Annotated in this window: 10 protein-coding genes; 3 read left to right on the forward strand and 7 right to left on the reverse strand. The window is 40.5% G+C overall.

What is annotated here, in order from left to right; genetic code table 11:
• Positions 1 to 47: 47 nt before the first annotated feature.
• From M3180_RS15850 to M3180_RS15860, 3 genes are read right to left on the reverse strand one after another with little or no spacing between them, the layout of a single operon-like run.
• Positions 48 to 1,205, reverse strand: a complete 1,158-nt coding sequence (locus M3180_RS15850) for a DHHW family protein (protein WP_251669281.1) — start codon at positions 1,203 to 1,205, stop codon at positions 48 to 50.
• Between the two features lie 41 nt (positions 1,206 to 1,246).
• Positions 1,247 to 2,650, reverse strand: a complete 1,404-nt coding sequence (locus M3180_RS15855; RefSeq protein ID WP_251669283.1) for an MBOAT family O-acyltransferase — start codon at positions 2,648 to 2,650, stop codon at positions 1,247 to 1,249.
• A gap of 45 nt (positions 2,651 to 2,695) precedes the next feature.
• On the reverse strand, positions 2,696 to 3,310 hold the full coding sequence (locus tag M3180_RS15860) for a DUF4358 domain-containing protein (protein WP_251669285.1): 615 nt from the start codon (positions 3,308 to 3,310) through the stop codon (positions 2,696 to 2,698).
• Positions 3,311 to 3,570: 260 nt separating this feature from the next.
• Here M3180_RS15860 and M3180_RS15865 point away from each other — a divergent pair, with 260 nt between their 5' ends.
• Positions 3,571 to 4,272 (forward strand): Dph6-related ATP pyrophosphatase, encoded by a 702-nt coding sequence (locus M3180_RS15865; RefSeq protein WP_251669287.1) that lies wholly within the window; start codon positions 3,571 to 3,573, stop codon positions 4,270 to 4,272.
• A gap of 134 nt (positions 4,273 to 4,406) precedes the next feature.
• Here M3180_RS15865 and M3180_RS15870 read toward each other — a convergent pair whose 3' ends face one another.
• From M3180_RS15870 to M3180_RS15885, 4 genes are all read right to left on the reverse strand, one after another.
• Positions 4,407 to 6,752 carry an ABC transporter permease gene (locus M3180_RS15870; RefSeq protein WP_251669288.1) on the reverse strand — a complete coding sequence of 782 codons (2,346 nt, stop codon included), beginning with the start codon at positions 6,750 to 6,752 and terminating at the stop codon, positions 4,407 to 4,409.
• A gap of 1 nt (position 6,753) precedes the next feature.
• Entirely contained in the window at positions 6,754 to 7,515 is a 762-nt protein-coding gene (locus M3180_RS15875; protein WP_251669290.1) for an ABC transporter ATP-binding protein, read from the reverse strand.
• A 136-nt stretch (positions 7,516 to 7,651) separates the two neighbouring features.
• Positions 7,652 to 8,914, reverse strand: coding sequence for a sensor histidine kinase (locus M3180_RS15880; RefSeq protein WP_251669291.1), 1,263 nt, complete (start codon positions 8,912 to 8,914; stop codon positions 7,652 to 7,654).
• Positions 8,911 to 9,594, reverse strand: coding sequence for a response regulator transcription factor (locus M3180_RS15885; protein ID WP_251669292.1), 684 nt, complete (start codon positions 9,592 to 9,594; stop codon positions 8,911 to 8,913). Before M3180_RS15885 ends, M3180_RS15880 begins: the two co-directional genes overlap by 4 nt.
• Positions 9,595 to 9,949: 355 nt before the next feature.
• Between M3180_RS15885 and M3180_RS15890 the strand changes: the two genes are divergently transcribed.
• Complete coding sequence (locus M3180_RS15890) at positions 9,950 to 12,073, forward strand: pectate lyase family protein (protein WP_251669293.1); 2,124 nt, start codon at positions 9,950 to 9,952, stop codon at positions 12,071 to 12,073.
• A 225-nt stretch (positions 12,074 to 12,298) separates the two neighbouring features.
• A complete protein-coding gene (locus M3180_RS15895) occupies positions 12,299 to 12,700 on the forward strand; it encodes a hypothetical protein (protein WP_251669294.1) in 402 nt (133 codons plus the stop codon).
• Positions 12,701 to 12,829 lie beyond the last annotated feature (129 nt).

Below are 12,829 nucleotides of genomic sequence, written 5' to 3' on the forward strand. Positions count from 1 at the left end.
TTCCATTTGGAGCTCACGATAAGCAGCAATCAGGGAATAAACGACAATTAGTATTTGAGCTTTAATATATTTTGTTCAGTTTTGAATGTCGAACTATTGAATAATAATAGTGCATCGTTAATCTGATGCTCCTCCATATAACTGTCGATGCTGCCATTGTAATAACGAATATCGATAACATGCAGCTCCTTGACATGAGAAACGAGGAATGGAAGCACGCTGTGAGCGTAAGAATCTTTAATTATTAAGAGCTTATCTAAATCAACCTGTTTAGCGTTTAGCTCCGTAACAATTTGCATCAACGCATGGACACCGCCTTGAAAATATGAATATTGATCCTTTTTAGTTAAATAAGTAGGATCATATAGCGAATGACTCGTCGTGTTCGTATCCGCAATATATAGCTCTGAGCTGACAGGTTTAACCGGCGTATAGATTTCAATGGAGTCTGGCTTTATCCCGCTAAATAAGCTTCTTGTATGATAGCTTCCAAGAAAGCTATCAGATACGGTTGTTATTGTGAAATCCTCCTCTGTAGCTGCATGCCATCCCTGCTGCTTAGCATAGGCTTCATAAGCTAAATAAGCACCATAGCTAGTCCAATGATGATCGGTTTTATAAAAAATCGGTTTACTGCTGTTTTTCATCGGCTCTAGAAAAGTATAGCCATCAATCCATGTCATATTAGCAGCTACCTGCTCAGCAATAAATTGATGGATGAGCTGCTGTGAGTAGGACTGTGCAAGCCAAGGAAGTTTATTTTGATAGAGCCCGATAGAAGTAGGAGCTAGCAAAAAAGTAATGTTCTTATCGTGATGACGCTTTGCAAACTCATTCACTGCATTCGTATACTGCTCAAGCTTATCATAATCGGGGGCCTCTAATTTTTCAAAGAGATAGCCATCCTTACCGCGGTATATGCCATTGTTCTCTTGCTGCAGCCTAAGCCGCTCTAATATAGATTTACTAACCACCCATTGATCCCGATAAGGAAAATGATCGGTAATGTAAGTCTCGGCATCTTTGGTGAATTGACCCTCGAACAGCTTCATCCAAGTAAATTGCGGAACACCTTGTAATTTTCGATTTTCCAACTCCGAATAATAGCTTTTGGGCAGCAGTATAAACAGAAGGAATAAGCCGCTCAAAATAGTAATAAAGCTCCACGTATACCATTTGCTTATCGTTGATGAATGTGATGACATGATGAGCGGCTCCTCCTTAATACACGATTGTGGCGAATACATTAAAACCTGAAATATAGAAACGGATTAAACGATGCATCGACCAAATAAGCAATCGATACAAGCAGCAAGATGATGTGCCAAATGAACGAGACAGATTGAAATACGAGCGAACTGGAATGTGATGCTATGAGACGGCTCTTACTGAGCGGCATCGATGCCAAGATAAGGATTAACAGCAATATACCGTTTGTATATAGCACGTATAGAAACGGTTCATTCCAAGCTGGCATACTATTCCCACCGAACATAGCTCTGAAGTAGCCGGCCATCTGTGGTATGGATTCAACTGCGAATATAACCCAACCAAGCAGAATGAAAAGTATAGCGTAGCCATGACTCATCCAAGCCGGTAAACGATCAAGCATACGCAACATAAACCACTTCTCTAGCATCAGAATAATGCCGAAATAAACGCCCCAAATCAGAAAGTTCCAGCTTGCTCCATGCCAAATTCCTGTAAGCATCCAAACCATTGCTATGTTCCGTAATTGCTTGAGTCGCCCTTGCCTATTGCCTCCAAGTGGAATGTAGACATATTGGCGAAACCATGACCCTAGCGATATATGCCAACGACGCCAAAACTCGGTTATGCTCCGTGAAATGTAAGGAAAGTTGAAATTCTCATTGAATCGAAAGCCAAGCATTAAACCAAGTCCGATAGCCATATCTGAATAGCCGCTAAAATCAAAATAAATTTGAAAGGCAAAAGCTATAATACCGAGCCATGCCATGAGCATCGAGAGTGATTCAACTGGCTGTGCTGAAATTTGGTTCCAAATGATACCGATATTGTTAGCAAGCAGTACTTTTTTCGCAAGACCAATAATGAAGCGCCTTACGCCTTCAGCAAACATCGCATGACCAACCGTTCGGCTGAGCAATTGCTCAGCAATCGTTGAATACTGAACAATTGGGCCTGCAACAAGCTGCGGAAATAGTGAGATATAGGCTGCAAAGTCAATCCAATTACGCTGAGCCTCAACATCTCTTCGATACACATCGATAATGTAAGAAATCGATTGGAACGTATAGAAGGAAATACCGATGGGCAGCGGTAATTCAAGCAATGGAATAGATGTACCCCATGCTGTATTTATATTAATAATTAAAAAATCAGCGTACTTGAAAAAACCAAGCACGCTAACATTAATTGCAACCGATGCAACGACTATAAGCTTTCTTTTCATAGCACCGTACGTTGGACTGCTAAGTAGTAAGCCGAAAACATAATCTCCTATCGTTGCAAAAATCATGAGCACAATGTAGACAGGCTCCCCCCAAGCGTAAAAGACGAGGCTAGCTACTAGTAGTACCACGTTTTTCAGGCGTTTAGGAGAAACATAATAAATGAACAGCAAAATAGGTAAATAGAGAAATAAAAATAATAAGCTGCTAAAGACCATACTGGCCTCCATCTTTTCCTAAATAAAAATTAGAAAGGTTCAATATTATGAAGCAAAAAAGCTATTGAACTGTTCAACAATATCATCAGCATTTTCAGATATTACGAAAAGCACATAATTGCCTTGTGTAACAATTTTGTAGTTTTTAGCATTTTCATATTGATCCGGCAGATAGGTTTCAAATTGTTTCTGAACATCTGTCGCACGTTGCTTTATGCCTTCTTCAATTGTAGGCATTGAAGCTGCATCTTTAAGCTTAAAAATAGCAATCTCATTCGTTTTTATATTCATCATTGGCATTTTGACGACGAATTGCTCTGCCAAAGCAGGGTCGAAATGATACATATCCTTGATCATCTCAGCATTCATATCTAATTGTGATGGCTCCTCTACAGCTGCAAGAATAGCATCCATCATTTCTGCAGGAGTACTTGAACCGTTGACTTCATTTAGTTCTTCTTCGCTTCCTGTCTGATCGTTGCCAGCATCTTCAGTTGGTTTATTTTGCTCACCAGCCGCATCATTATTCGAGTTATTGTTTGAACCTTGCTCGGTTGGTGGCGTGGATTCAGGCTTTTCCTTGTTGTCATTACCAGCGCAGGCTGTTAGTGCAAGTCCCATAGCAATGACTAATACAAATGCGATTGCTCTTTTTTTCATAGTTGTCATACTCCCTTATCTCATAGTTGTCGTTTCATGTATCACTAACGTATAAAATTTAAATATTGTTGCAAAAATTGTCGAATACTCTTTTAGAATCTGATGATATCGTTAGGTTATATGTTAAAAACCGGAATAATTCTAGAGCTATTATCGCTAAACTTATCCACTTTTTTTTCCGTTAATGCAACCAGGACGGGGACGGCATATTCAGAAGCATGATAATATAAGGTCATATTGAATAAAGGGGTATGAAAGAAATGTCCACTCATCCAAATTGGAAAACAGGTGCTACCGGATACAAATTTATAGCTTCCTTTAGCGGAGGTAAGGATAGTACCCTTGCCTTATATAAAGCAATGAAGACTGGGGAAGCCATTGGGCTTATCGCTATGCTGGAGGAAGAGGGAACACGCTCCAGATCTCATGGCATGCCTCCCGAGCTATTGCAAGCGCAAGCTGATTCTATAGGCTTACCACTACATACCACGGCTTCTAGCTGGCAAGATTACGAAGAAAAATTTATACGCATGCTAGAAACAGCTAAGCTTCAAGGTGCCGAAGTGTTAGTAACGGGAGACTTGGACATGCCTGCTCACGGCTGTTGGCACGATAAAGTAACAAAAATAGCTGGGTTAAAGCTCGCCATGCCTCTATGGGAGATGAATCATCGAGATGCTGTTGAAGAGTTTATCCGGCTTGGATTCATCACGATCATTGTCACGGTTAATTTGTCATTAGGTATGAAAGAGGAGGATCTTGGGCGTATACTGACCCTTGATTATGTGGATGAGCTTATTGTACGCGGGATCGACCCATGCGGCGAAGGCGGTGAGTTCCATACGACTGTCATTGACGGCCCTCTATTCAAACAAAGAATCAACGTAACAAAAGGTGAAATCATTCGCAACGGGGAGTATGCTTTCTTACCATTAGCAACAGAGGATCTCAAGCGGAGCTAAGAAAGTACAGAGACATTTGCTTCAAATAAAAATCAACGATGGGTTAATGCTAATGCTATCGCCCATCGTTGATTGGAACAGTTCATGAACCATCACTTATTGATTTGAACATTACTCATTTATTGCATACTCATTTACTCCTCTATCATTAAACGGCGTGTCGTTATCTTTTTTATTCCATAAGAGACAAGGAAGGATATGACATAGGACAACAGGATAAGAGCGATGCAAACGAACAGAATAAGCGGTATGTTTATAATAAATTGCACATTTCGAACCCCTGCACCGGTTAGCAGCACGGACAACAATGGATTAGTATATATAGCGCCCAAGCCCCCACCTAACAGCACAGATAGTACAACGACCGGCAAAAAGCTCAATGATATTTGCGACATTAGCTGAAAGGTCGTATATCCTAATGACCTTAGAACGCCTAGCTCTTTTTTACGCTGCAGGATCATTTTCTTAATAACAAGGTACAGAATTAACACAACAACTAGAAAGGTGATCACCAATACGGTAACCATGACCGTAAACACCGCTGAAGTATAGATTTTACTCTGACTTTGGATCGTATCTGTAACATCAATAATATTGGTAATGTCATGTCCAAACTGAGCTTTTAGTTGTTGAATAAAGCTCGTATTATCAACACCTTCTATATACAGGTTTAACAATGTCCCCTCATAATGTGGCAGCACCTGCTTGGCCCCACTCACCGTTATATACGTCATCTGACCGAGATTACTAATGGACTGACTCAAACCTGTAATCAGATAATTGGACTTCAGCTCCCCTGCCTCAACCTCGACCATATCACCAATCGTTTTATTTAGCGCGCTGGCCACAACCCATGACACAGCAATTTCGTTATCATACTTCGGATATCTCCCTTCATAGACCAATTGATTATTCAATTTACTGTAGTCATCGGACATATTCATATAGAACGATTGGCCATCTACCTTCATGCTGGTCATATCCAGTACGGCAACTTTAGTCATATGCTCCATCTGTTCCAAGCTCGTCAGGATTTGCTCATAATCGGCTGCATCTGTAATTTGCAGCATAATATTTGAGGTTTCTGCACCAACAAGATGGATAAAAGCTGTTTTGTCTTTTCCAATATTGTAATAAAGCACAACCGAGAATACGGATGCAAAGGTAATAGCTGTTACGATAACAGATATCATTAAATTTTGCTTCATATTCGTAAGGGTCGTCTTACAGGCTAGTAGCAATTGAAGAGGGCCTTTCGCTTTATCGAGCGGAAATCTATTTTTCTTGAAGTTATGAGTAATAATTCCCCCTCTTAACGCGACGACAGGAGGTAGTCTGAAAATACGTAGTGAAGACATAACTACCACAAGCACGATTAATAGTAGAATTAGCGCAATGCTTATGAGATTAATGAGTGGTAAAAAGCTTTTACTCCATAACAAGCCAGATAGTGTCGTCACAACACTACCGAATACAGGTAGAACGAGATAAGATATAGCTGCTCCTAACACACCTGCACTTAAAGTGATGATGACGAATTGCAATAAGATCGATAACATGACTTGATAGCTTGTATATCCTAGCGCCTTAAGAACCCCAATATTATTCATGCCTTCTGTAATATGATTGCTCACTCTAAATTGAATGACGATTAATGCGACAGCAATAATAACTAGAGCAAATGCCATAAGAATCATCGTAATGATGTTGATGGTCATAGATCCCACACTCTTTACAATGTCACTATCTAGCGTTGTAAATAATGGAGCTGACGCACTTCTCCCAGGAGGATCTGGAAATTCCCCAGTAAAGTCGTTCAGAAAACCGGTGATCTGTCCACTATCCTGAAGCTTAATTGAATATAGAACGCCATGATCGGCAGTATGCTCCTCTAGTTTAATGAATTGTTCCTCTGGCAAATAAAACTTTAATATTCCGGTATTATGCATCCCCATCATTGCACTTTCAAAGAAACCGGCAATCGTGTAGTGGAATGACTGATCGTCAATATGCAAGGTAAAGGAATCCCCTAGCTGATACCCCGCATTCAGCTTAAAGTCATATGGAACATAAATCCCATTTGTAACCTCTGGCTCTGATGACTGCTCGACCAGCTTTATTGGAGAAAGCTGTCTATCCTGTTCGGCTTGCTGCACAGCTATACCAATGCTCATATCATTCTCACCATAGGAAAACCTTCCTGCGGCCCAAATGACAGCCTCTCTTTCCGAAGCGGCTACTCGAGGGTCTTGCTTAATGTAATCATAGTAGACTTGCTGTTCATCGGAGCGATCAAGTAAAAGGTTAATGTTAGGCTCCTGCAATTGCTCGAATTTGTTATCAAAAAATGTATTCATTTTTATAGCTATCGTTAGGCTGACATTCAGCAAAATGCTTGCTATCATAATCATGAAAAATAAAGATATAATCGAGCTTCTAGAGCCCTTCATATTAGATAGAGCAAGATTCCACAGCTTCATACTACCACCCCATCTCATTGAGAAAAGCTTGGAGCTGGTGCTGTCGTTGTTCGCGGTTGTTATTATAGTAGGAGTCCAGTGATAAGTCTCCACATATAACGCCATCCCGTAAATAGAGCACTCGATTACCACGAAGAGCTGTTTTCAAATCATGTGTAACCATAACAATACTCTGCCCATGTTCATTGAAGCTGCTTAAAATATCTAGCACGGCATCACTTGAAGAAGAGTTAAGCGCGCCCGTCGGCTCATCTGCAAATACGATTTGTGGTCTGTTAATAAGTGCACGCACGATCCCCACACGCTGAGCCTCTCCTCCAGAAAGCTGTGAAGGGAACTTGCCCCAATCCTTTTCTAGCAAGCCTACCTTTAATAGTAGCTCCTTCGCCCTTTTTACTACATTCTTCTTATCTCTGCTTACCAGCAAACCACTAGCTAGAATGTTATCAAGGACACTCATATGATCCAACAAATTAATATGCTGAAAAATAAATCCACAATGTTTTCTGCGAAATAATGCGAGCTGATCCTGATTCAGCTTGCTTATATTTTGATTGTTCACGATGATGCTTCCAAGCGTTGGCTGATCCATACCGCTTAACGCATAAAGCAGTGTGGATTTCCCAGAGCCTGAAGCGCCCATAATAACGGTGAAATCACCGTTTTGCAGCGTTAGATCTAGGTTTTTCAACACATGCTGCTGATTACCACCACTAGAGTAGGTTTTACAAAGCTTTTCCGTTACGATTAAACTGTCAGACATGCTTGCACCTTCCTTTTGTATCGAACATTAATTTATTTATCAAGGTAGCTCTATCATACAAAAGAAGATATTATTGAATCTTTATCTATTCCTTAACTGATTCTTAATTGTTCAACTATTATCGATAACCCGCTAGCTATACCAGCTTAATTTGCAGGACAACCGTAAATCCATCGTTATGATTAAAACAGTAAATATCACCCTGCATTTTGTTCATGAGATATTTTGAAATATATAAGCCCAGCCCCGATCCGTTTTGACCGTCTGCATTACTTCCACGATAAAATTTCCGGAAGATGAGAGGGATTTCATCCTCTTTCATTCCCTTCCCTTCATCTGTAATGGAAAGCTCAAGATATTCATTCACCAGCTTGGCTTGAATAGCTACGCTGCCATCCGAGTACTTATACGCATTGCTAACTACATTATCAATAACCTGCTGCAATCTATTCGTATCGGTTAGAAGCAGGCACTCTGGTATATCACCACAGATAATCCGGTTATCGTAATTAACCGAATCGATCATACGCGTTAATACGATGCTTAACTCTTCAGATAATGTAACTTGCAGCTCATTCAATTCCTCCAACGTTGCATGGAACATATCCGTAACGAGTAGATTAATTTGCTCAGACTTGGAATAGATCATATTTAATTGTTTCACCGTCTTCTCATCTTCGGCACGAAGCAGCATTAGCTCGCTAATCGCTTTAATCGATGCTACAGGAGTTTTAATGTCATGACTTAAGCTTGCGACAAGCTCCTTCTTACTGCGATTGGCTTCGTATTCACTAGCTTTTGCAGCTGCCAATTCATCCCTCATCATATCAAAGCTCTCTGTAAACGCACCGAATGGATTGTTTTTCATCATGTGCAGCGGAATATCGAAATTCCCTCTAGCAATATGCTGAGCAAAATGCTGCAGCTGCTTAAACGGCTTAAATATAACTTGATGAATATAGACAATATAAACCATTAAAAACATAGCAATTACGATGAAAATAATAATAAGTGCAACAACAAGCCGATGCTTAATATCGTTAATAACCGCTTCGTAGTTATTGTGAATGAGCACTTTCCCTACATGTTTTTGCATAATGGAGACATCGATGACGGTACTACGGTTTTTTATTGCTTCATTAATCGAAGAGTCCGCATTCTCATTATTTTGGTAGATGAGCTCACCTTTGTCATTTACAACTGAGAAAACGAGATCGCTCTCACTATAGTTTCCCGCTTCAATATCTGACCAATGCTGTTCAACCAATTTCACAATTTCATTCATTGCCACTACGTCCACTTGACTGCTCATGTTTGTTCTCTGCAAGAGCAGCATGGTTATCGTAATACTGACAACGAGCATAGCAGCACTAATAAGTATTAGCCCTCTCATCCTCATAACGGTTGATCCTCGAGCATATAGCCTGTGCCCCAAATCGTTTTAATGTAGATTGGTTCATTAGGGTTCTCCTCTATTTTTTCACGCAAATGACGAATATGTACATTCAAAGTTCCATCTCCCGTGATGACGTCTCCCCAAACCTTGCGGAAGAGCTCATCCTTGGAGATGATACGATTTTTATTTTCTGCCAAGTAACAAAGCAGCTTGAATTCCATCGTTTTTAGCGATATCTCTTTGCCCTTTACTCGCACCCGATTTTTATCTCGATCAATATATACGTCACCAAATGCTAACGTTTCAAGCTGCTGCTGACCACCATATCGCTTTAGAACGGCTTTTACTTTTGCGAGCAATATACTAAGCGTATACGGCTTATGGATATAATCATCTCCTCCGATGTTCAACGCAATCAGCACATCATCATCACTCGATCTGGCGCTAATAAATAAAATCGGAATTTGCGTCGTTGCTCTTAGCTTCTTACATAAGTCAAAGCCTGAATTTTGTCCTAGATTAATGTCCAACAGGATAAGCTCTGTATTGTGCTGCTCCAGAAACTGCAAGCACTCCTCCGCACTGGTAACATAGTAGGTTTTTACATCAAACATATTAAAGTATTCACTAGTCGTTTCTGCTAGCTCCAACTCGTCATCTACAATTAAGCAATGATAGTTCATGATCAATCTCCATATCCATTATTTAGCTAACCATAGCTCATCTCTAACATATCATATTTCTCGTTTACGGTGCTGTTTATTGCATAGATTGTACTATGAGTATCATTTCACCTGATTAATAATCATTAGCTCAGAACTGGTCCTCATTAGTTGCAGAGCATTTATTTACATATGACGTTATTGACGATATGAGCAAATGATTGTTTCGGAATCAGATTACCTACTGATATGCTAAATATGTAAATTTTTTGTAAATAAAACAATGATATAAGGAGGTAATGTTAAGCTTCGCTTCTGAGCTGCTTACCCTATGGATTCAATGTCATACCTAATCTAAAAATCAGGAGGGATTTCATTGAAGAAAACTATTAAAAGCGTCACCAGCATCGCTTTAGTGCTCTCACTTGCATTAACACTTATTGCTGCAGCAGCGGTTACGTCTGTACAGGCCGCAAGTCTAACCATCATCAATAGCGGTGGCTGGAATGAAGCTGCATATGTCGAATGGGCTTCTGTAAGCAATGCAGTAGGATATAACGTATATGTAAAAGCCGCCAATGCTTCTGATTCCCAATACCAACAACTCGATAATGAACTCATTCGTAAGTATCCTAATCATTGGAGAGCTGACGCGGTTGGTCTTGCGGCTGGACAATATGTGATGAAGGTGGAAGCTAGACTGTCTGGTGGTTCAACCGCAAGTGCAGTATCGGGTACATTATCTGTAGCCGCCCATGACCGATCTGGATTCGCATTCTCGAGTAATTCCACATACGGTACGGGCTCAGGTGCTTACAATAATAACGGAACACTTAAGCCTGGCGCCCAGGTGCTTTATATTACTTCGGAGACAGCTCGAACAGTTACCCTTAACGTAAAGACAAGCAGCTCTGGACAAATACAAACCGGTATTGGGATTGGAGAAATATTAAAGCTGCGTCAAAAAGGCTATGACACTACTCCGCTTGCCATTAGAGTAATTGGTAAAGTGACGGCAAGTGATATGAGCGGACAGCTGAACAGCAGTGGCTATCTTGAGGTGAAAGGTAAGAACAATTATTCAGAGATGAATATGACGATTGAAGGCATTGGAAATGATGCCTACGCTTATGGCTGGGGATTATTGCTTAGATATGTAGGCAATGTCGAGGTAAGAAATCTCGGCCTTATGATGTTCCCTGACGATGGGATCTCGATGGATACAGGTAACGTTAATGTGTGGGTGCACAATAACGATATTTTCTATGGAGCGGCAGGCGGAGATGCAGATCAGGCAAAAGGTGACGGCTCCACTGATCTGAAAAAAGGATCAACCTACATTACCATCTCCTACAATCACTACTGGGATTCAGGAAAAGCATCGCTTGTCGGGCTCAGTGAGTCCTCTGAATTCTTTGTTACGTTCCATCATAACTGGTTTGATCATTCGGACTCTCGCCATCCACGCATTAGAGTAGCCTCCGTCCATATTTACAATAACTACTTTGATGGTATTTCCAAATACGGCGTTGGAATTACAACAGGTGGGTCTGCTTTTGTAGAATCTAACTACTTTAGAAATGCCAAATACCCAATGATGAGCTCACAGCAAGGAACCGATACATTAGGAGCAGGTACGTTCTCAGGTGAGAACGGTGGCATGATAAAAGCCTACAACAATACCATTGTCGGTGCTACAAGTCTCATCTATGCAAACGCCAATGCGGGAACAGCTCCTGCACACGCCACATCCTTTGATGCCTATCTCGCTTCAACTAGAAATGAAACCGTTCCGAGCTCCTACAAAGCATTGAAGGGCGGAACCGTCTACAACAACTTTGATACAAGTGTCGATCTGGGCGTACAATCCTCCAATATTGATCAAGTAAGCAATGTGGTGCAAGTCGTTACGTCAAAGGCGGGACGCTTGAACAAGGGAGACTTTACGTGGCAGTTTAATAATGCCGTCGACGATACCTCCTATGCCGTTAACGCAGCGCTAATGAATAAAATTATAAACTACACCTCACAGCTTGTTTCTGTAGGCGGTAATTCTAGCCCAGCACAACCTAGCCCTACTCCTTCAGCTACACCATCACCAACAGCATCTCCGACTCCAACACCGACCTCGACTCCTGTACCGACCACAACTCCTGTGCCTACAGCGGGTCAATATGTTCATAACTTTACGGCCGATGGAACGACGAGCAATTTCTTCAATATTCAAGGTAATCTATCGACTAGCAAAGGTACAGTGTCCTATAACGGACTGACCCTTACGCAGTGCTTAAAAATTGAAAGCTCAACCAGCATTACCTTTACGACAACTACTTCCACAACGCTAACGCTAGTGCTTAATTCTGCAGATGGCACGAAAATTAAAGTAGATGGAACAAGTCATACGATATCAGGTGGTATCGTCACCGTATCACTTTCACCTGGTGCTCACACGATTACAAAAGACAGCGTGTCTAATCTCTACTACATGCAGCTAACGTAATAGCTAATAGGAAACTCGTGATATTGTTTATATTTATGATGAAAGAAAAAAGCGTCCTCTACAGGCCGCTTTTTTCTTTCATTCTTGCGATTGACATTAAGTCCAACCCCAGACTAATTTCTTAGCAGATAACGAAGGGTATAATGAATATATGAATTATAAAATCCAACTTTGTATATTGCTGGATTAATAATATTGAAACAGGAAGAAATATGAGGTGATTTCATGTTAGAAAAACTCAGGAAAATTAATATGAGAACTGCTGTATTTATGGGTATTATTTTTTACTCACTGACTATCTTAATCCACATTCTTATTATAAGCAAAAGTATTCCATTCACATGGGTTAATGGCGGAAGGTCTGAATCATTCGCTGAACAGCTACCAATATCTATTGTAAATTTCGTTATTTCTATTATTGGTGTAGTTTTTACGTTGATTGTTGGTAGAATTAAACGATATAAATACAAAAGAGGAATAACCGTTATATGTTGGTTTTTTGTTGTACTTTGGTCTTTGGGTTTTATACAACAATTGTTTGGAACACCTTTTGAAAAAATGGTTTGTTCGTTAGTATTGCTTATTGGAGTCATCTCGAACTTGCGTATGGCGATTGAAAAAAGATAATAGTATGCAGACAGAGCGAGGACATCTAAACTATACCATCATGACCCCCATGAATTAAAAGCACAACCGGACTACCTGGTTTTTCAGTCTGTATAAGGATGCTTTGCATTAGCCCCTCCGATCTTAACG

The sequence above is a fragment of the Paenibacillus camelliae genome (assembly GCF_023715345.1).
Classification (GTDB): domain Bacteria; phylum Bacillota; class Bacilli; order Paenibacillales; family Paenibacillaceae; genus Pristimantibacillus; species Pristimantibacillus camelliae.